Origin of the sequence: Paracoccus niistensis, from assembly GCF_042432925.1 — a bacterium.
In the GTDB taxonomy this organism is placed as follows: Bacteria; Pseudomonadota; Alphaproteobacteria; order Rhodobacterales; family Rhodobacteraceae; genus Paracoccus; species Paracoccus niistensis.
The window spans coordinates 72326-91399 of the sequence record NZ_JBHLWE010000004.1; the positions used below are offsets into that span (position 1 = coordinate 72326).

16 protein-coding genes and 4 pseudogenes are annotated in these 19074 nt (G+C 68.5%); 8 read left to right on the forward strand and 12 right to left on the reverse strand.

Annotation, left to right across the window (positions count from 1 at the left end; translation table 11 throughout):
* Positions 1-10: 10 nt before the first annotated feature.
* A pseudogene (locus ACFFII_RS01405) lies at positions 11-996 on the reverse strand (DmpA family aminopeptidase).
* 409 nt (positions 997-1405) lie between these two features.
* Here ACFFII_RS01405 and ACFFII_RS01410 point away from each other — a divergent pair.
* Positions 1406-2031: pseudogene (locus ACFFII_RS01410) on the forward strand (integrase core domain-containing protein); the annotation flags it as partial.
* 33 nt (positions 2032-2064) lie between these two features.
* Positions 2065-2540: pseudogene (locus ACFFII_RS01415) on the forward strand (IS3 family transposase); the annotation flags it as partial.
* On the opposite strand, the pseudogene ACFFII_RS01420 reads toward ACFFII_RS01415, so the two are convergent.
* Positions 2531-3491: pseudogene (locus ACFFII_RS01420) on the reverse strand (IS481 family transposase). The pseudogenes ACFFII_RS01415 and ACFFII_RS01420 overlap by 10 nt on opposite strands.
* 117 nt (positions 3492-3608) lie before the next feature.
* Here ACFFII_RS01420 and ACFFII_RS01425 point away from each other — a divergent pair.
* From ACFFII_RS01425 to ACFFII_RS01435, 3 genes are read left to right on the forward strand one after another with little or no spacing between them, the layout of a single operon-like run.
* Complete coding sequence (locus ACFFII_RS01425) at positions 3609-4121, forward strand: sensor histidine kinase N-terminal domain-containing protein (RefSeq protein WP_377697099.1); 513 nt, start codon at positions 3609-3611, stop codon at positions 4119-4121.
* Positions 4122-4139: 18 nt separating this feature from the next.
* Positions 4140-4946: a sensor histidine kinase gene (locus ACFFII_RS01430; RefSeq protein ID WP_377697100.1), complete on the forward strand. Its 807-nt coding sequence runs from the start codon at positions 4140-4142 to the stop codon at positions 4944-4946.
* 21 nt (positions 4947-4967) lie between these two features.
* A complete protein-coding gene (locus ACFFII_RS01435; protein WP_377697101.1) occupies positions 4968-6962 on the forward strand; it encodes a heavy metal translocating P-type ATPase in 1995 nt (664 codons plus the stop codon).
* 764 nt (positions 6963-7726) lie between these two features.
* Here the strand turns inward: ACFFII_RS01435 and ACFFII_RS01440 are convergent.
* Positions 7727-8224 carry a DUF305 domain-containing protein gene (locus ACFFII_RS01440; RefSeq protein ID WP_377697102.1) on the reverse strand — a complete coding sequence of 166 codons (498 nt, stop codon included), beginning with the start codon at positions 8222-8224 and terminating at the stop codon, positions 7727-7729.
* A 145-nt stretch (positions 8225-8369) separates the two neighbouring features.
* On the reverse strand, positions 8370-8792 hold the full coding sequence (locus ACFFII_RS01445; protein ID WP_377697103.1) for a hypothetical protein: 423 nt from the start codon (positions 8790-8792) through the stop codon (positions 8370-8372).
* Between the two features lie 370 nt (positions 8793-9162).
* On the opposite strand from ACFFII_RS01445, the gene ACFFII_RS01450 reads away from it, so the two are divergent.
* Genes ACFFII_RS01450 through ACFFII_RS01460 form a run of 3 tightly spaced genes read left to right on the forward strand, consistent with a single transcriptional unit; the run spans position 9163 to position 11070 of the window.
* Positions 9163-9903 (forward strand): energy-coupling factor ABC transporter ATP-binding protein, encoded by a 741-nt coding sequence (locus ACFFII_RS01450; protein ID WP_377697104.1) that lies wholly within the window; start codon positions 9163-9165, stop codon positions 9901-9903.
* Positions 9878-10495 (forward strand): energy-coupling factor transporter transmembrane component T family protein, encoded by a 618-nt coding sequence (locus ACFFII_RS01455; RefSeq protein WP_377697105.1) that lies wholly within the window; start codon positions 9878-9880, stop codon positions 10493-10495. The genes ACFFII_RS01450 and ACFFII_RS01455 overlap by 26 nt, the downstream gene beginning before the upstream one ends.
* A gap of 5 nt (positions 10496-10500) precedes the next feature.
* A complete protein-coding gene (locus ACFFII_RS01460; protein WP_377697106.1) occupies positions 10501-11070 on the forward strand; it encodes a biotin transporter BioY in 570 nt (189 codons plus the stop codon).
* 125 nt (positions 11071-11195) lie between these two features.
* Here ACFFII_RS01460 and urtE read toward each other — a convergent pair whose 3' ends face one another.
* From urtE to ACFFII_RS01500, 8 genes are all read right to left on the reverse strand, one after another.
* Entirely contained in the window at positions 11196-11903 is a 708-nt protein-coding gene (urtE, locus tag ACFFII_RS01465) for an urea ABC transporter ATP-binding subunit UrtE (RefSeq protein WP_377697107.1), read from the reverse strand.
* 1 nt (position 11904) lies between these two features.
* Positions 11905-12645, reverse strand: a complete 741-nt coding sequence (urtD, locus tag ACFFII_RS01470) for an urea ABC transporter ATP-binding protein UrtD (protein WP_377697108.1) — start codon at positions 12643-12645, stop codon at positions 11905-11907.
* Positions 12642-13865: an urea ABC transporter permease subunit UrtC gene (gene urtC / locus ACFFII_RS01475; RefSeq protein ID WP_377697109.1), complete on the reverse strand. Its 1224-nt coding sequence runs from the start codon at positions 13863-13865 to the stop codon at positions 12642-12644. The genes urtD and urtC overlap by 4 nt, the downstream gene beginning before the upstream one ends.
* A 3-nt stretch (positions 13866-13868) precedes the next feature.
* Positions 13869-15767, reverse strand: coding sequence for an urea ABC transporter permease subunit UrtB (urtB, locus tag ACFFII_RS01480; RefSeq protein WP_377697110.1), 1899 nt, complete (start codon positions 15765-15767; stop codon positions 13869-13871).
* Positions 15768-15817: 50 nt separating this feature from the next.
* The gene (gene urtA / locus ACFFII_RS01485) at positions 15818-17095 is read right to left on the reverse strand and encodes an urea ABC transporter substrate-binding protein (RefSeq protein WP_377697111.1); all 1278 of its coding nucleotides are present in this window, start codon (positions 17093-17095) and stop codon (positions 15818-15820) included.
* Between the two features lie 269 nt (positions 17096-17364).
* Positions 17365-17982: an urease accessory protein UreG gene (ureG, locus tag ACFFII_RS01490; protein ID WP_377697112.1), complete on the reverse strand. Its 618-nt coding sequence runs from the start codon at positions 17980-17982 to the stop codon at positions 17365-17367.
* Positions 17979-18626, reverse strand: coding sequence for an urease accessory protein UreF (locus ACFFII_RS01495; protein WP_377697113.1), 648 nt, complete (start codon positions 18624-18626; stop codon positions 17979-17981). Before ACFFII_RS01495 ends, ureG begins: the two co-directional genes overlap by 4 nt.
* Positions 18610-19059 (reverse strand): urease accessory protein UreE, encoded by a 450-nt coding sequence (locus ACFFII_RS01500; protein ID WP_377697143.1) that lies wholly within the window; start codon positions 19057-19059, stop codon positions 18610-18612. The genes ACFFII_RS01495 and ACFFII_RS01500 overlap by 17 nt, the downstream gene beginning before the upstream one ends.
* Positions 19060-19074: the final 15 nt, after the last annotated feature.

Sequence of the window (19074 nt, forward strand, 5' to 3'; positions counted from 1 at the left end):
GGTTCGCTCCCTACCGGGACCCCCGCAGCCAATCGGATAGCAACGGGCGGGTAGCCCCGTCCCGCCCCGGCACAGGTGTTGCAGCACACATCGCGTTCAGGATGGCCTCCTCGGTCGCCTCGCAGGCCGCTCGGAAGGCGTCGTCGATCCGGTCGTCGGACATGCGCTCGAGGAACGAGACCTCGCTGGAAGGCTGATGCGCGATGCGGTTGCGGGTGGTGAAGCCCAGGACGATGTCACCACTGCCATGACCGTAGAACGCCCCCGTCCGCGCAATCCCGGCCCCGGCCCGGCGGCAGATGCGCGCCAGTTGTCTCTGGTCCACCGGAAGGTCGGTCGCCAGGACCACGATGATCGAGCCCTTTTCCGCGTCCGGCGCCACGCGCGGATCGGGCCTGCGCCCGTCCGGCAGTATCAGGTCCCCTGCCCGGCCGAAGTTCGCCAGACCCAGCGCGCCCAGGACATGCTCGCGATCCTGCAGAGTCATGCGGCGCGAGGCCGTGCCGATCCCCCCTTGAAGCCGAAGGCGATCATGCCGGTGCCGGCCCCGACCGAGCCTTCGGCCACCTCCTCGCCCGCGAGTTCGATGGCGCGCAGGGCGTCGGCTTCTGTCACCGCCATCGCCTGGATGTCGGAAAGCACGCCGTCGTTGCATTCGCAGACGACCGGGTTGACCGTCGAGGTCGTGCGCCCGATCCCGGGGTTCTGGCCGACGGCATGCCGGATAAGCGCGTTGCAGCAGGTGCCGACGCCGAAGGTGTTGGTCAGCAGGATGGGCGTCTCGAGGCTGCCCAGTTCGGCCACCTGCACCAGGCCCGCGCTTTTGCCGAAGCCATTGATCACGTCCACGGCGGCGGTCAGCTTGGCCTGAAAGAGGTTCCCGGGCTGCGGGAGGATGGCCGTCACACCCGTATTCACGTCACCTTCCGAGATCGTCACATGGCCGACGCGCAGCCCCGGCACATCGGTGATGGCGTTGCGCCGGCCCGTCGGCATGATCCCCGGAATGATCCCGAACTCGCGTATTCTGATCTTGTCTTCCCCCTCAGGTGGTACGTTTTCGATCTTAGTGCGTGACAAGTCCTGGCGCTACCTTCGGGGTGTTCTCCTCCCCCTGCAAGATAGCTTCCGTGAAGCCGGCTTTCGAGCCGGATTGAGCGTGGAAGGATGCGACAGAAGAAGCACAAGCCCGAGGAGATCGTTGCCAGACTGCGGACCGGGTGGACATGCTGGTGTCACAGGCCCGGTCGATGGCCGAGGCGAAGAAGGATCTTGAGGGAAGCTGCATCGGGAGACTGTCTCGAGCCCCGCCCGCCCGGGTCGTGGCATCGATCACGCGCGGCGGATCTGGCGGCGGGACTGAGGAGGATCAGGAAAGGCCCCGGTGGGCGCTTCCCCGGCGAAGCTGAAGGTGCCTGCGAAGCAACCGGAGAAAGGAAGGCTTTGGCTCAACGACGGATCGTGCCTCCGTATGCGGCGGGAGCGGCCGAACCACGTCTGGTCTTACCACTTCGTCGAGGTCCGGCCCCATGACGGAAGGAGGTTCCGCATGCTCAACCTGCTCGACGAGTTCACCCGGGAATGCCTGGCAATCCGGATCGATCGCAGGCTTCGGTCAACCGAGGTCATCGACGTGCTGTCGGACCAGTTCATCCTCCGCGGGTGCCCAGCCACATCCGCTCCGACAATGGCCCGGAGTTCATCTCCACCGCAGTGCGGGACTGGATCGCCGCTGTCGGTGCCAGGACCGCCTATATCGAGCCCGGATCACCCTGGGAGAACGGATACTGCGAGAGCTTCAACTCCAAGCTCCGCGACGAACTGCTCGATGGCGAGATCTTCTACAGCCTCGCCGAAGCAAGGATCGTCATCGAGAACCGGCGCCGGCACTACAACACCAAACGCCCGCATTCAGTTCAGGGCTACCGGCCTCCCGCTCCCGGGGCTGTGCAGTGGCCAGCTTCGCCACCCGGAACCGCTACGCCCGCCACCCCCACCCCCACCCCAGCGCCAAGGCCCGTCATGCACTAGGATGCAAACGGACCACCTCATGGGGGCAGGCCAGAGGCCAGGGCTCCCGACCAGGACGGCGATCTGCTGCGCGAGAGTGAGCGTCTGCCCAAAGAGAGCCGCATCCTGCAGGATTTGAGCCGGATCAGGAAACAGTCCGGGGGACTGTTTCCCCGGCGAAAGCGGGAGGTGTTAAGAACGGCAGCTCAATTCTTCGCGGCTCAAAAGCCGTGAAGTTTCGGTTCATTGCCAGCTACCGCGGTAGCCTTTCGCGCAGCTGGCTGTGCCGCTTCATAGGCGTGACGAATCGTGGGCTGCGGGCATGGAAGCGCAGGCCGCTATCCCATTGCTAACGGCGCAACATGGTGCTTCTAGCACAAATCCGCGATCAGCACCGATGAAGCTTGGGCAGCTATGGCCGGCCTCGCATGACCGAAGAACTGAACGAGTTCGGTCTCGGTGTCGGTCAGCGCAGTGTCGGGCGCCTGATGCGCCAGAACGGCATTCAGATCGTTCGCCCCTATCTGTTCAGTTCCGGCATTTGATGGATCGGATTGAGGGTGAATCTGTCCGGTTCTGAAGTCCAGATCTTGCAGATGAATTCGTAGGGTGTGAGGCCGCTCAGCGTCTTGAGCCTGCGACCAAAGTTGTAGGCTGCCTTGAAGTCCGCCAGGTGGGTGCGGAGCTGGCTGTGATCGTCGTAGTGGAAGCGTTTCACGGTCGCCTCCCTGATCGTGCGGTTCATGCGCTCGACCTGGCCGTTTGTCCAAGGGTGCTTCACCTTTGTCAGCCCGTGCTCGATCCCGTTGGCCTCGCAGATTATGTCGAAGCGCATCTGCCGCGACCAGGCGGTGTTCCGGTTGCGCGGCTGGTCGGCGAATTGGATGCCGTTATCGGTCAAAATTGTATGAATGCGGTAGGGCACGACTGTCAGAAGGTGTTCCAGAAACTCCCACGCCGTCTTCCTGTCTGCCTTGTCGACGAGCTGGGTAAAAGCAAACTTGCTCGTCCGATCGATGCCTACGAACAGGTAGAGCCTGCCTTCAGCGGTCTGCACTCCGCAATGTCGATATGGAAGTAGCCGATGGGATAGCGCTTGAAGCGCTGCCGCTTCGGCTTGTCGCCCTCCACATCGGGCAGACGCGAAATGCCGTGCCGTTGAAGGCACCGGTGCAGCGCTGATCGGGTCAGATCCGGGATCGTTGGCTGTAGGGCGGAGAGGCAATCGTCCAGCGGCAGCAGCGTGTGACGCCGGAACGCAACGATCACCGCTTCCTCGGCCTTGGTCAGGACCGTCGAGCGCGGCTCCTTCGGCCCCGTCTTCAGGTCCTCGACCGTCGCCCGCTTGCGCCACTTCGCCACCGTCTTCGGATTGATCCCCAGTTGCCGGCTCAACTGTGCGAGCGAAGCCTGCGATCGGCTCGTATTGCTGCTCGGACGGCATGCGTGGTCGTGGCGCTCCCGTGACGAACCTGGCCCATAGTGCCTCCTTCCATCCATGAGAAAGGATCACACCATCAAACCATGGGATCAAACACCTAGCGTGCTGGCGCGGTCGAGACCCTGCGCGGGATGGGCTACCGGCTCGGGGAGGGGCGGTGAGGCGGCCGGCCAGCCTCCAGGACCGGCTGTCGCTGGGGCTGACGCTGGGGGCGGCTGTGCTGTGGACGCTGGCCGCGGCCCTGACGGCCGGGCAGTTGCGCGACGAGATGAACGCGGTCTTCGACAGCGCGCTGGAGGAAGCCGGCCAGCGCCTGCTGCCGCTCGCCGTGCGCGACATCATCGGGCGGGACGAGGACGACAGCCCCAGGCAGGGCGTGACCACGCTGCGCGCGCATGAGGAGCTTCTGACCTATATCGTGCGGGATGCGGAAGGCCGGGTGCTGCTGCATTCGCACCGGGCCGATCCGGCGGTCTTCCCGCCCGTCACCGGCATGGGCTTCACCACCACGCCCACCCACCGCATCTATTCGGACAGCGCCCTGCGGGGCACGATCACCATCTCCGTGGCCGAGCCCTTGGCCCACCGCCGTGCCGCCGCGCGCAAGGCGCTGGCCGGGCTGGCGCTGCCCTTGGCGCTGATCGTGCCGGCCAGCCTTCTCGGGGTCTGAGCCGCCGTCCGCGCCGCCATGGCCCCGATCCGCCGCTTTCGGGAGGGCATCGAGGTGCGGGGCCGGGGCGACCTGTCGCCGATCCCGGCCGAGGGGCTGCCCTCCGAGTTCCAGCCGAACGCGCGGGCGGTGAACCACCTGCTCGACCGCCTGCGCCGGGCGCTTGAGACCGAGCGCAGCTTCACCGCCAACTCGGCCCATGACCTGCGGACGCCGGTGGCGGGCGCGCTGGCGCAGGTGCAGCGGCTGGTGCTCGAGGCCCCCGATGAGGCCACCCGCGCCCGCGCCCGCGACGTCGAGGCCGCTCTGCAGCGGCTGGCACGGCTGTCGGAAAAGCTGATGCAGCTTGCCCTTGCCGAGGGCGGGCGGTTGCAGGCCGAGGCGCTGGTCGATCTTGTCCCAGTCCTGAGGATGCTCGTGGCCGACATGACCCGCCACGCGGCAGGGCGGATCGACCTGGCGCTACTCGCCGCGGGCGTCCCGGCCTCCATCGATCCCGACGCCTTCGCGACCCTCGCGCGCAACCTGATCGAGAACGCCCTGCGGCACGGGGACCAAGGCACCCCCGTCCAGGTGTCGCTGTCCCCCGCGGGTCTGCTGCGCGTGGTCAACGCGGGGCCGGCGGTCCCGGCCGACCGGCTCGGGCGGCTCACCCGCCCCTTCGAGCGCCGCGCGACCGAGGCGCAGGGTAGCGGGCTGAGGCTGGCCATCGCCCAAGCGATCGCCGAGGGCACCGGCGGGCGGCTCGAGCTGCTCTCTCCGGCCGAGGGACGGATGGGCGGCTTCGAGGCAAGGTTTTCGACAAGCCCTGCCCGGTTGCGCTAGGATCGGCCGAAGGAGTCTGCCATGAAACGCATCCCCTCCCTCGATCTCTCGCTCGCGCTGTCGCTTGCGGCGGTGCTGGGGCTGGCGCTGGCCGCGTCGGGGCTGTGGCTGGGGAACGGCGCCTTGGGTGTTCTCGTCGCCCCCGGCCTCGCGCTGGTCTATCTGGCCGGCGGGGTTCCGGCGGCCGCCCGGGCGCTGAGGGAACTGTGGCGCGAACATGTGCTGGACATCGACCTGCTGATGGTGGTGGCGGCGCTGGCGGCGGCGGCCGTGGGCGCGCCCTTCGAGGGCGCGGTGCTGCTGACGCTGTTCAGCCTGTCGGGCACGCTGGAAAGGCGCGCGCTCGGCCGCGCCCGTCGGGCGATCGAGGCGCTGATGGCGCTGCGCCCGGAAACCGCGCTGCGCCGGGGACCGGAGGGCACGGTCGCCGAGGTGCCCGCCGCCGAGCTGGTTGCGGGCGATGCGGTGGTGCTGCGCCCGGGCGCCCGCGTGCCCGCGGACGGGGTGATCGCCCAAGGCCGGGGCGGCGTGGACGAGGCGCATATCACCGGCGAATCCATGCCCGTGTCCAAGGCGCCGGGCGATCCGGTCTTTGAGGGCACGGTCAACCTCGACGGCGTGCTGGACGTCACCGTGACGCGGGGGGTGGGCGACAGCACCATCGCCCGCATGATCCGGCTGGTGACCGAGGCGCAGGCCGCCAAGGCCCCGTCCGAGCGGTTCAGCGCCTGGTTCGGCCAGCGCTACACGGTCGCCGTGCTGGTCGGCGCCATCTTGGCCTTCGCCGCTTTCCTCTGGCTGGGGCACGACTGGAACGGGGCGCTTTACAAGGCCGCCACGCTGCTGGTCGCGGCAAGCCCCTGCGCCATCGTCATCTCGGTTCCCGCGGCGATCCTGTCGGCGCTGTCGGCGGCGGCCCGCGGGGGCGTGCTCTTCAAGGGCGGCGCCGCGCTGGAGACGCTGGCCGCGGTCGAGACATTCGCCTTCGACAAGACGGGCACCCTGACCACGGGGCGGGCCTCGGTCACACGGGTCCTGGCGTTTGACGGTGACGAGGACGGGTTCCTGTCGCTGCTGGCGGGGGTGGAGGCGCAGTCCGAACATCACATTGCCGCCGCGATCCGCCGCGCGGCGACGGCGCGGGGGATCACGCCCGCGCCGGTCGCGGAGACCGTCAACCGCCCCGGCAAGGGCATCGTCGGAACTGATGCCTTGGGCACGGTCTGGGCGGGCAATCCCTATCTGGCGGCCGAGATGGATGCGGACCTCGGCCATCCGGCGCTCGCCGCGCTGGATACGGGATCGCAGACGCTGGTTTATCTGGGACGCGGGCCGCAGCTGCTTGGAGCGATCACCGTAGCCGACGAGGCGCGCGCCAGCGCCGCCCCCGCATTGGCCGCGCTGCGGACAGGCGGCGTGCGGCGGATCGTGATGATGACGGGGGACCGGCGACCGGTCGCCCTGCGGATCGGCCGGGAACTCGGACTTCATCCCGAACAGATCCACGCAGCGATGCTGCCCGAGGACAAGGTGCGCGAGATGGCCGCCCTGGCCGAGCGGGGCCGGGTGGCCTTCGTCGGAGACGGGGTGAACGATGCGGCCGCCCTGGCCCGCGCCGATGTGGGCATCGCCATGGGGGCGGCCGGTTCCGAGGTCGCGCTGCAGGCCGCCGACGTGGCACTGCTGTCCGAGGACCTGAGACGGCTCGCCGAGGCCCATCGCCTGTCGCGCCGCACGGCCCGGATCATCCGCCAGAACCTCGCCTTTGCCATGGGGGCGATGGTCCTTCTGGTCACCGGAGGGCTGTTCTTCGACCTGCCGCTGCCCCTTGCCGTCATCGGCCACGAGGGCGGCACCGTGCTGGTGGTGCTGAACGGCCTGCGGCTGCTTTCCGATCCCATTCGGCGGCCGGCCGGACCCTTGCCCTCGCTGGGCATCTTGTCTGGGGGAGCCATGCCGGACAGCGCGCAGCCTGCCGGTTCTCCGACGGCTTCCATCCCCAGGCTCGGTGGTTAGACGATCACCATTTCATCCTGCATTGATTCCAACGGCAGATCGGTGAGCCTCATGCCCGGGCGCGGACTGGGCCAAGGCAGCAACCGGCAGTCCCGCCGCGAGTCCAAGGAAGAGGGCGACTGCAGTTCGTTTCATTGCTGTTCATCCATGCTGACAGGAGGCAGCGTCACGCAGCGCACGCATGGTTCCCGGGGATCCTCGATGTCCGCATGGCGCTCGCCGCCGCTTGGCTGATGTGGCCGAAAGGGCGTGGCCTGTTTACGCCAGAGCGCCTTTACGCAGCCGCGGATGAAGGTGGCGGCCGCAGGACTCCATCAGGCGTCCGGCCCGAGCAGTCAGCGGAGATGCCCGGAACGACCTCGCCGTCGGTTGGTGGAACGACCCGCGTGCTCTCGGGCAGAAGGGCCGTGATCGTGCAGAACTGGTTGCAGCAGTCGTCCCGGAGGCCGGACGGGTCACTGGCCGAAGCGCCATGGTCGCCGCTGATGTGCTGGATCCTGCCTGCACTTCCCAGCAGATCATGCCAGTGGGGATTGGGCGAAACCGCATGGTCGTCATGGCATGGACCATGGAACCTGCCGGCAGCGCGCGGATCGCGCCACTTATGCTTTTGCGGAGCGCAGTTCCAGCGCCTGCCCTAGCGGCCCCACCTGTCAGATCTCGGGATGCATGGCTCGTCGCCAAGGCTGAGTCGTTCCCCTGATCGACCTTTTTGCATGCTCGCAAGGAACCGCCGCGGCCGTGGACCGCGGCGGAAAGGACGCCTACTTCCGGCTCGCGTTCTTCTCGACCCAGGCGGTCATTTCCTCGATCTCCGGGCCCTGGGCCTCGATGATCTTCCGGGCCATGGCCTTCGACTCCTCGTTGTCGCCGTATTTCAGCTCGACCTCGGCCATGGCGATGGCGCCGGCATGATGCGCGATCATCCCGCAATGGAAGGCCAGATCCGGGTCCTTGATGGCATGAGAGGCCATCATCGGGCCGTTCATCTTCATCATGGCCTCCATCGAGGCGGTCTGGGCTTCGTCCATGCCCTGCATGCCGCCCATCATGCCCTGCATGTTCATGCCGGACATCATGCCGGGCATGCCGGCCTGCTGGATCGCATCCCGGCAGCCCTGCGGCAGGATCGACAGGTCGGCCATCTGCCCGGATTGGGAAGCTGTGGGGGCCGCCTGCCCCGCCGTCCCGCTCTCCTGGGCGAGAGCCGCCGGGGCGGCAAGAAGGACGGCAAGGGCAGCGGCGAGTTCACGCTTGTGCATGAGAGTTCTCCTCAGGATACAATGGGTTTTCATGGGTCATGGGGCCGTTATCCGGCGGCTTGCGTTGCCCAGGCACATTCCCCGCCGAAAGCCGGAGTGGGGCCATCCTCGAACCGGCCACGACGGTGACTTCCGCTGGAATCGCTCAGGCGGCGCGGGAAAGGCGCGGAGGGCGGCGCAGTCGTTCAGGATCATGCCCCGTCAAGGAAAGCGCCGTCACAGAGCATCGCGACGGCATGCCCCAAGGGTCGCCCAAGGGAGGGTCCTCGTCAGGAACCAGGGCCGCCAGGCAGGCGTCGCCACAGCAGGGAGGCGATCCCTTGTCGGCGGAGCCATGCATATGACCGGCAGCCTGTGAATGCTCATGGCGATGCCCCGGCTCATGCGCCCCGTCGCCCGTGACGAGCAAGGCACCAGCGTGAGGAAGGTGATGATCGTGAAGGTATGAACCCATGCCCTTGGCCGCGGCGGCGTGCGTCACGAACATCACAACTGCCAGAAGCGCGATCGCAGCCGCAAGCTTCTGCCGGATCGACGCAGCTTTCGTGCCGAGGACCAGCCGTTTCATGCCGCAGGAACGCCGGTGACCGTGAGTTGTTCCATGTCGCCCCCTGATCCCTCTGCCCTGTGCTGGGCGCGACGTTGCAGCCTGGCGCCTGACCATGCTTCCCCAGCCCGCTCGACAGGCCGGGCATCAGGGATCGGTGCGGTCCGCCAGAGCGGGCTCCGCAACGCCGGATGTCCTTGCCTACCCTTCGCGTGCCGCACCTCGGTGGTGACATGGGCCAGTTCGTCGATTGGGCGCAGACGCGCGCGCAGGCTTTCCGTGCCATCTTGGGCTGTCTGCGCTGCCGGGTTATCCGGATGCACTCACGTCCGGTCGCCGGTAGAGAAGGCGATCAGAACCCGACGCGGTCAGACCCAACCGGAGGCCCCTCTTGCCCGATGCCAGGACATCCGACTTCACCATCGAGCTTGACGCTGTCAGCTACGAGGCGGGCGGCCGGCCGGTGCTGTCGGACCTTACGCTGCGCTGCTCGGCCCGCCGGATCGGCGTGGTGGGACGGAACGGATCGGGGAAAAGCACGCTCGCGCGGCTGCTTGCGGGATTGGTGAAGCCCGGTGCCGGGCGCATCCGCCTTGGCGGGATCGACCCGTTCCACGACCGCCGGGCCGCGCTGGCCACGGTCGGCATCCTGTTCCAGAATCCCGAGCACCAGATCATCTTCCCCCGCGTCGCCGAAGAGATCGCCTTCGGCCTGCGCCAGCAGGGCATAGGCCGCACGCAGGCCGAGGCGCGCACCGAAGCGGTGCTTGCCTCGTTCGACAAGCTGCACTGGAAGGACGCGGCGGTGGCAATCCTGTCCCAGGGGCAGAAGCACCTCGTCTGCATGATGGCGGTGCTGGCGATGAGCCCTCGGCTGCTGATCCTCGACGAGCCCTATGCGGGGCTCGACATTCCCACCCGGCGGCAGCTTGGCCGCTATCTGAACCGGGCCGGAACGCGGCTGCTCCACATCTCGCACGAGCCCTCGGACCTTGCAGATTGCGACGAACTGTTCTGGCTGGACCGGGGCCGGATCGTCGCCCGGGGAACGCCCGCGGAACTGCTGCCCGACTTCACCGCCGAAATGATCCGGCTGGGGGATCTTGATGATATCGCTGACCTCGCCGGTTGAAACCCGCGCCCATCGATGGCCCGCCTGGGTCAAGCTGGGCGGGCTCTGCCTTGCCTCGACGGGGCTGCTGCTGACCGACAGCCCTGCGCTGCATCTGGCGGCGGCGGGGGCGACGCTTGCGCTTTATGCCGCTCCCGGCGCGGTGTTCCTGCGGGCGGGACTGAGGGCGCTGCGGGTGGCGCTGCCCTTCGTCGCCGTCCTGCTGGCTTGGCACCTGCTGACCGGGGACGCGGCGCGGGGGGTCATCATCACCCTTCGCATGGTGACACTGATCGCGCTGGCCAACCTCGTCACCATGACGACGGGGCTTTCCGAAATGGTCGATCTGGTCCGCCGCCTGACCGCGCCCTTGCGCCGGATGGGGCTGCCGACGCATCTGCTGGAAACGGCCATTCCGCTGGTGATCCGCTTCACGCCGGTCCTGATCGCCCGCGCCGAGCGGCTGGCCGAGGCCTGGCGTGCGCGCAGCGTCCGGCGACCGGGCTGGCGGCTGATGCTGCCGCTGATGCTGGGTGCTCTGGACGACGCCGATCATGTCGGCGAAGCTCTGCGCGCGCGGGGTGGACCGCTTGGAACAACAACAAGGGACTGACCCGAATGGAACGCAACATCGCCCAGATCGCCCTTTTCGCCGCCATGGTCGCGGCGCTGGGGGTGGTGCCGCCGATCACGCTGGGCTTCGGCGTGCCGATCTCGGCGCAATCGATGGGTGCCATGCTGGCAGGCGCCGTGCTGGGTGCACGGGCAGGCGCGGCGGCGATGGGGCTGTTCCTGCTGCTGGTGGCGCTGGGCCTGCCGCTCCTGTCGGGCGGCCGGGGCGGCTTGGGCGTCTTTGTCTCGCCCACCGCAGGCTTTGCGCTGGGATTCCTGCCGGCGGCCTTCGTGACGGGGCTGGTGGTCGAGCACATCCGGCTGCGCTCGGCCGGGCTGCGGGCCGCGCTCGGGGCCGTTATCGGAGGCATTGCGGTTCTTTACGTCTTCGGCGCCACCGGGCTGTCGATGGTGGCCGACAAGCCGCTGTCCGAAGCCTTCATGCTGGTCGCGGTCTTCATACCCGGAGACCTGCTGAAGGCGGCGGTCACCGGGATGCTGGTGCAGGCGGTCGCAAGGGTCCGCCCGCAGACGCTGGGCTGGTATCGCGTGAACGCGGGCAGCCTGCGGCCCTGACCGCGACGGAGATAATTCCGCGTCCTTCGACCCGTAAAGAGCGCATCAAGGCTCGGCTGTCTTAACCAAGCTGCGGGATCATGGTCATCGCGGCGCAGGTTGGCCGGTGAACGGAAGGCGCTCCGTCAGGAACCGGCCAGACCGGCCAGCCGGCCATGCAGGTCGTCGCGGGCCAGGTTGCTGCGCTTGCCCCCAAGGACGACCTGCCCCCGCTCCATCAGCGCGAAGCGGTCGCCGAGGTCCCAGGCGAAGTCGAAATACTGCTCGACCAGCACGATCGCCATCTCGCCCGCGTCGCGCAGGGCGGCGATAACGCGGCCGATCTGGGCGATGATGTTGGGCTGGATGCCCTCGGTCGGCTCGTCCATCAGCAGCACCTTCGGCCGGATCACCAGCGCGCGGGCGATGGCCAGCTGCTGCTGCTGTCCTCCCGACAGGTCGCCGCCGCGCCGCTGTGCCATCTGGGCCAGCACCGGGAAGCTGTCATAGATCTCGTCGGGGATGCGGCGTTCGCCGCGCGGCAGGCAGCCGAGGCCGGTTTCCAGGTTCTCGCGCACGGTCAGCATCGGGAAGATCGCCCGGCCCTGCGGAACATAGGCCACGCCGCGCCGCGCCATCTCCTGCGCCGTCACCCGGCCCAGCCGCTCGCCCATCAGCCGCAGATCGCCGCCCGAGCGGGGATGGCGCCCGGCCAGCACGCTCATCAGCGAGGTCTTGCCCGCGCCGTTGTTGCCCATGACGCAGGCGACCTCTCCCGGCGCGGCGCTGAGCGACACGCCATGCAGGATCTGCGAGCCGCCGTAATGCAGGGTGATGTTCTCGGCCTCGATCATCTCAGCGCCCCAGATACACGTCAATCACGTCGGGATTGGCGGACACATGGTCCAGCGAGCCCTCGGCCAGCACGGCCCCCTGGTGCAGCACCGTCACCTTGCAGTTCAGGCGGCGCACGAAGTCCATGTCATGTTCGACCACCACCACTGCCCGCGTCTCGGCCAGTCGCCGCAAAAGGGTCGTGGTCTGCTCGCGCTCGGCCAAGGTCATGCCGGCAGCGGGTTCGTCCACCAGCAAGAGGCGCGGCTCCTGCGCCAGCAGCATCCCGATTTCCAGCCACTGCTTCTGGCCATGGCTCAACTCGCCCGCCTTGCGGGTCAGGCGGTCGGCGAGGCCCACCTCTCCGGCCAGTTCCGCCACCCGCGCTGCACTGGCGCGCGAGGGTTTCCAGCGCAGCACGGCGAAGGGGCCGCGCGGAGCCTTCAGCGCCATGGTCAGGTTGTCAGCGACGGACTGGTCCTCGAAGACGGTCGGGCGCTGGAACTTGCGGCCGATCCCGGCCCGGGCGATCTGCGCCTCGGACATCTTCAGCAGCGATTGCGACCGCTCGCCCCACAGGACCTGCCCCTTGTCGGGCCGGGTCTTGCCGGTGACGATGTCCATGAAGGTCGTCTTGCCCGCCCCGTTCGGCCCGATCACGGCGCGCAGCTCGGCCGGGCCGATGTTGAAGGACAGGTCGTTGATCGCCTTGAACCCGTCGAAGGACTTGGACACGCCCGAGACTTCCAGAAGCGCGGTCATGCCTCGGCCTCCTTTTCGCGCAGGGCGCTGACATCGGGGCCGAGGTCGGCCCCCATCCGGCGCGGGGGGCGCAGCCCGGCCAGCGCATCCACCAGCGAGGACAGCCCGCGCGGCGCGAACAGCGTCACAGCGACGAAGCCCAGGCCCAGCAGCACCTGCCACCAGTTCACCCACTCGATGCGGTAGAAGCCGAGGTCCAGCGCGGGTGCGCGGCCGCCGGTGAACCAGCTCGACAGCAGCGAGACGACCACCGCGCCGACGACCGCGCCGTAAAGCCGCCCCCGCCCGCCGATGGCGACCCAAACGGCCAGGTAGACCGAGGCGATGGGCGCAAGCTCGGCCGGGTTGATGATCCCGGCCTGCGGGTAATACAGCGCCCCCGCCGCCGCGCAGATCATGGCGCTGAGGGTGAAGACGGTCAGCTTGTAGCCCTCGACCGGATAGCCGAGGAAGCGCACGCGCGTCTCGTCATCGCGGATCGCGCGGATGACGCTGCCGAACTTTCCGGCGGTCAGCCACGTCGCCAGCAGGTAGCCCCCGGCCAGCAGCAGCGCCGACGCCCAGAGGAACCAGATCGAGATCACCGACTGCGGCACCTCGGTCAGGCCGGGGATGTTCTGAAGCCCCGACAACCCGTTGTTGCCGCGGAATCCGTTGTCGTTCTGGAACAGCCACAGCGACAGCGCCAGCGTCATCGCCTGCGTCAGGATGGACAGATAGACGCCGTTGACGCGGCTGCGGAAGGCGAGCCAACCGAACAGGAACGTGAGCAGCCCCGGCACCGCCAGCACCAGCAGAAACTGCAGGGGCAGGCTGCCCGCAAAGCTCCATGTCAGGGGCAGGTCGGCCGAACCCACGACGCCGAAGATCTGGCCGGTGATGCCCTGCCGCAGTTCATCGGGGGTGGGCGGGATGGGCGCGTTCGCCAGCGTGGCGGCGACGATCTCGCCCGTGCGGGCATACATCAGCCACATCCCGATCATGTAGCCGCCGAGCGCGAAGAAGGCCATGTGCCCCAAGGACAGGATGCCCGCGTAGCCCCAGACGAGGTCCATCGCCACCGCCGCCAGCGCAAGGCACAGCGTCTTGCCCAGCGTCTTGACGGTCGACGTCGGGACGACGCCCGAGCCATAGGCCTCGGACATCAGCGTCACGGCGAGAGTGAAGAGCGCCAGCAGGGCAAGGAAGATCATCACCGAAGGATGCTTGCGGATCAGCATGGGTCAGGCCTCCGCCGCGCGGCCACGGGTCGGCATGATGCCGCGGGGCCGGAACTGGATGAAGATGATGATGAGCAGGATCATCCAGGTCTGTGCGGCCAGGGTGTTGGCCGGGTTCATGACCTCGATGCCCTTCTGCAGGAAGCCGATCAGCGCGGCGCCCGCGAGCGTGCCCCAGATGTTGCCGACGCCGCCCACGACCACCGTCATGAAGCTTTGCACGATATAGTCGCTGCCAAGCTCGGACGTGACCTTGGCGAAGAGACCGATGGCGACGCCCGCGATCCCCGCGATGCCCGAGCCGAGGCCGAAGGTCAGCATGGCGATGCGGTCGGGGTTGATGCCCATGCTGGCCGCCATGCCGGGGTTCTGTGTCACCGCGCGGACCTCGAGCCCCAGCCGCGTGCGCTTCATGATCCACAGGAACAGCCCGAGGAAAAGCAGCGCAAGGACAAAGATCGCCACGCGGATGGTCGAGATCGAGACGATCTCTCCGAAGCCGACCGAACCCTCCAGCCAGGTGGGCGCGGTCAGGGGGCGGGCCTGCGTGCCGAAGATGTTCTTGGCGATCTGCTGCAGCGCGATGGACACGCCGAAGGTCGCCAGCAGCGTTTCCAGCGGGCGCTTGACCAAGTGCCGGATCACTAGCCGGTAAAGGACCACGCCCGCCAGGAAGGTCACCGCGAAGGCGGCGGGCAGGGCCACGATCAGCGACAGCGTGCGCCCGGCGATCAGCGTCTGGACGACATAGCCGGTATAGGCGCCCATCATGATGAACTCGCCATGCGCCATGTTGATGACGCCCATGACGCCAAAGGTGATGGCAAGGCCGATGGCGGCGAGGAAATAGATCGAGGCGAGCGACAGCGCGTCCAGCGTCAGGTCGGCGGCCTGCTGCGCGCCCTGCCGCAGCTGCATCGCCATCAGCGCCCGGCGGGCGGCGTCGGTGATCTGCGCGTCCGGCTCGGCGTAGATGTCGGCGAAGCGGTGGGCGGCCAGCGCGGCTTCTGCCTCGGCGGCGGTGGCGGCGGGGGGGACCAGCCCGGCTTCGGCCAGAGCATCATAGGCGGCGTCGCGGCGGGCAGGGTCGGACAGATCGGCCACCGGCACGCCGCCGACCGCGCCATCCGTGATATGGGCGGCCAGCGCCTGCTTCTGCGCGTCGGGGGCAAGCCGCGCGGGGGCGAGGTCCGCATCCACCAGCAGGCGATAGGCCTCGTGCTCGGGGATGTCGTCGCCGGGGGTCAGCTCGGCGGCGATGTTGGCCCCTTCGGGGATCGTCGGCGCGGCGATGCGGGTCGTGGCCAGCAGCGGGTTCAGCACGGATTGCAGGTCCGCGCCCGTGTCGCCCTCGAAGCCCTGGATGGCGGCGATGCGGGCCTGCGGGTCGGGGTCGAAGCGGATGGTCAGCAGCCGCTCCAGCCGCGCCTTGCGGGCGGCAAGCGCAGGATCGGGATCGGCCGCAGCGGCGCGCAGGGCGGCAAGGTGGGTCTCGTCGGGGCGGCGGGCGATGGCGTCCAGCGCGGCGGCGCGGCGGGCGGGATCGGGGTCGCTCAGCTGGAACTGCACCAGCGCCGCGCCGATCACCCCGCGCACGCCCGAGTTGGGTCTCAGCACGCGCACGTCACCCGGAACCGGTTCGCCGGTGACGGCATCCACGGCCTCGTCGCCCTGAACGATCACGAAGCGGTCTCCTGCAAGGCCGAGGCGGCGGTCGGCCCAGGCCTCGAGTACTGGCCCGGCCTGCGGGCCGGCAGCAGCCAGCGCCTCGATCACCGGGGCGATGGTCTGGCGCGAGGGCCGCTCGATCTGCGCGCGGTTGGCGTCAAGGACCGAGGCGAGGTCCTGCGCAAAGACCGGCGCGGCCAGCAGCATCAGCAGCGAAAGAAGAAGATGGCGCATGATCCCCCCGGCGCGGAAAATAGGGGCGGCGTGGGGCCGCCCCCCGAAGGTCAGTAGTTCGACTGCTTCTGCACGCAGCTGTTCGTCTGCGTGTTCCACATCCCGCAGTCCTTGCCCGGCCAGTCGGCCTCGAGCACCGCCGACTCGGGCAGGTGGTCGGTCCAGGCGTCGCCCGCGACCGGCTCGGTCTGGCTGACGATGTCGAACTGGCCGTCCTCGCGGATCTCGCCGATCAGCACGGGCTTGGTCAGGTGGTGGTTCGGCAGGACCTTGGCCGTGCCGCCGGTCAGGTTCGGCACCTCGAGCCCGTCAATCGCCGCCAGCACCGCATCGGTGTCGGTGGAACCCGCCTTCTCGACCGCCTGGACCCACAGGTTGAAGCCCAGCATCGTGGCCTCCATCGGGTCGTTGGTCACGCGGTCTTCGCCCATCTTCGCCTTCCAGGCGGCGACGAACTCGTCGTTCGCGGGGGCCTCGGCGGTCTGGAAATAGTTCCAGGCGGCCAGGTGCCCGACGAGGTTGGCGGTATCGAGGCCCGACAGCTCCTCCTCGCCGACCGAGAAGGCCATCACCGGGATGTCGTCGGCCGAGACGCCCGCCGCCGCCAGTTCCTTGTAGAAGCCCACGTTGGCGTCGCCGTTAATCGTGGATACCACGCCGACCTTCTTGCCGTCATTGCCCAGCGCGACCACGTCGGCCACGATCTTGGACCAGTCGGAATGTCCGAAGGGGGTGTAGTTGACGAAGATGTCCGCCTGCGCCACGCCCTTGTTCTTCAGATAGGCTTCCAGGATCGTGTTCGTGGTGCGCGGATAGACATAGTCGGTCCCCAGCAGCGCCCATTTCTCGACGCCCAGTTCCTCGGTCATGTAGTCCACCGCCGGAATCGCCTGCTGGTTCGGCGCGGCGCCGGTGTAGATGACGTTCTTACTGGACTCCTCGCCTTCGTACTGCACCGGATAGAAGAGCAGCCCGTTCAGTTCCTCGACCACCGGCAGCACCGACTTGCGGCTGACGGAGGTCCAGCAGCCGAAGATCGCGTCCACGCCCTGGACCGAGATCAGCTCGCGCGCCTTTTCCGCGAACAGCGGCCAGTCGGATGCCGGGTCCACGACCACCGCCTCGATCTTCTTGCCCAGCACGCCGCCCTTGGCGTTCTGCTGGTCCACCATCATCAGCACGGTGTCCTTGAGCGTGGTTTCCGAGATCGCCATCGTGCCCGACAGCGAATGCAGCACGCCGATCTTGATCGTGTCCTCCTGCGCCCAGGCCCCGCCCGCCAGCGCGAGCGTCAACCCGGCGCTGCAAAGGATCGTCCTTGCCCTCATCTTCCGTTTTCCCCGTCAGGGCCGCAGGCATCCGGTCGCTTCCCCGCAGGCGGGGGCGGTGATAGGCTCATGCGGCAACATCGTTGCACCCGTGCGGCGGCCCTTGTTGTCCAGACGCTGGCCGCCGCACACTTCCGGCCTTTTCCGGCCGTTCGCACTTGCAGCAAATCAACGGGCCGGAAATGCGGCAACGAAAGGCTGGCGGCTTCTGCTGTTTCCGACCGCTTCTGGCGAAACCTGCGCCATCTGCACGCACCACTGCCCGCGAATTAGGCGCGCAGGGTCAGCCCGCCCTCGCGGATGATGAAATCGGCAACCTCATCCACCCCGCGCCCGCCGCGCAGCGAGGCCATCACGACCGGCCGCGTGCCACGCGCCGCGCGGGCGTCGGATTCCAGCAGCACCGGGTCCACGCCCACATGCGGCGCGAGGTCGGTCTTGTTCACCACCAGCAGGTCCGACCGCGCGAGCCCCGGCCCCTTCTTGCGCGGGATGTCCTGCCCGGCCGCCGTGTCGATGACATAGATCGTCAGGTCCGCCAGTTCCGGCGAGAAGGTCGCGGCGAGGTTGTCGCCCCCCGACTCGATCAGGATGAGGTCGAGGTCGGGAAAGGCCGCATTCAGGTCCGCGATGGCGGCAAGGTTGATGCTGGCGTCCTCGCGGATGGCGGTATGGGGGCAGCCGCCGGTTTCGACGCCGCGGATACGCTCGGACGGCAGGACCTGGGCGCGCATCAGCGCCTCGGCATCCTCGCGGGTGTAGATGTCGTTGGTGACAACCGCCATCGACAGGCGAGGGGCGAGCGCCGCCGCCAGCTTTTCCGTCAGGGTGGTCTTGCCGGCGCCCACGGGGCCGCCGATGCCGACGCGAAGGGGGCCGTTGCTCATGTCCTGAAGATCCTCGTCTGCATGGTTTCGTGTCGTGCCTGCGCGATCTCGGCGCCAATGGCGCAGGTGCCCAGATCATTTTCGGTGGCGGTTGCCGCCTGATCAGCCAGCCGCAGGATCAGGGGGGAAAGACCGGCCAGCACGCGCTGCCCCTCGGTCTGCCCCAAGGGCAGGAAGCGCACCGCCGCCTGCACGAGGTTCAGCGCCTGCCCGTGCAGGTAAAGCGCGATGACCCGCGCCGGGAGCTGACCCAAAGGCGCACAGGCCCGTCCCGCCGCCACCGGCAGCGCCGCCGGGCTGGCCTCGGTCCCGGTCAGCGGCGCGGCGGTCCGCGCAAAGGCCGCACCCTGTTCCAGCGTCTCGGTCAGCCGCTCGGCCGTCAGGCACAGCGCGCGGGCGAGGTCGTCCAGTCCCGCGTGATCCGCCCCGGTCCGCAAAGACAGCGAAAGCAGCACCGCGTCCGACCAGCCGCTGCCATGGTCCAGCACGTCGGCGAGCCACTCGGCCAGCGATGCCGCGTCATGGACCGAACCGCTGTCCATCGCCCATTCCAGCCCCTGAGCATAGGCGAAACCCCCGGTCGGAAAGGCCGGGGACAGAAGCTGCACCAGCAGCAGGCCGCCCGTGTCAGTGGCTGTGCCCAAAGGTCCGCCCGTGCCCATAGGCCCCGCCGAGCGGCCGGAAGGGCGCGAGGCTGCGTGTCAGTTTCGCGCCGAGTTGCAGCAGCATTGCCTCCAGCACCGGATCGACGCGGATCACGAGGTGGTCGGCGGCAATCTCGCAGGGGCAGTGGCGGTTGCCGATGTGCCAGGCAAGGGTGGGAAGGTCGCCCTCGATCCGCAGGACGGGCTCGCGCGCCTCGACGACCTCGACCGCGCGGCCGTCCGCCAGCGCGAAGGCGGCGCCCGGCGCAAGGCTGATCGTCTGCGGCAGGTCCACCATGAACGAGGCGCCCTCGGACGTGACCAGCCGCTTGCGGCGCAGGCAGCGGGCCTCGTAGTCCAGCACGACGTGCCCCGCGACGGGTCGCCCGTGGCCTTGCTCCAGCACCGCCTCGGCGGTCCCGAGATCCTGCATTGTTTCCGCGATGTC

Coding starts and splice junctions, on each gene's coding strand:
- ACFFII_RS01430 (WP_377697100.1), top strand. CDS start 4,140: ATGGCCCCGATCCGCCGCTTTCGGGAGGGCATCGAGGTGCGGGGCCGG.
- ACFFII_RS01435 (WP_377697101.1), top strand. CDS start 4,968: ATGAAACGCATCCCCTCCCTCGATCTCTCGCTCGCGCTGTCGCTTGCG.
- ACFFII_RS01440 (WP_377697102.1), bottom strand. CDS start 8,224: ATGCACAAGCGTGAACTCGCCGCTGCCCTTGCCGTCCTTCTTGCCGCC.
- ACFFII_RS01445 (WP_377697103.1), bottom strand. CDS start 8,792: ATGAAACGGCTGGTCCTCGGCACGAAAGCTGCGTCGATCCGGCAGAAG.
- ACFFII_RS01455 (WP_377697105.1), top strand. CDS start 9,878: ATGATATCGCTGACCTCGCCGGTTGAAACCCGCGCCCATCGATGGCCC.
- ACFFII_RS01460 (WP_377697106.1), top strand. CDS start 10,501: ATGGAACGCAACATCGCCCAGATCGCCCTTTTCGCCGCCATGGTCGCG.
- urtE (WP_377697107.1), bottom strand. CDS start 11,903: ATGATCGAGGCCGAGAACATCACCCTGCATTACGGCGGCTCGCAGATC.
- urtD (WP_377697108.1), bottom strand. CDS start 12,645: ATGACCGCGCTTCTGGAAGTCTCGGGCGTGTCCAAGTCCTTCGACGGG.
- urtC (WP_377697109.1), bottom strand. CDS start 13,865: ATGCTGATCCGCAAGCATCCTTCGGTGATGATCTTCCTTGCCCTGCTG.
- urtB (WP_377697110.1), bottom strand. CDS start 15,767: ATGCGCCATCTTCTTCTTTCGCTGCTGATGCTGCTGGCCGCGCCGGTC.
- urtA (WP_377697111.1), bottom strand. CDS start 17,095: ATGAGGGCAAGGACGATCCTTTGCAGCGCCGGGTTGACGCTCGCGCTG.
- ureG (WP_377697112.1), bottom strand. CDS start 17,982: ATGAGCAACGGCCCCCTTCGCGTCGGCATCGGCGGCCCCGTGGGCGCC.
- ACFFII_RS01500 (WP_377697143.1), bottom strand. CDS start 19,059: ATGCAGGATCTCGGGACCGCCGAGGCGGTGCTGGAGCAAGGCCACGGG.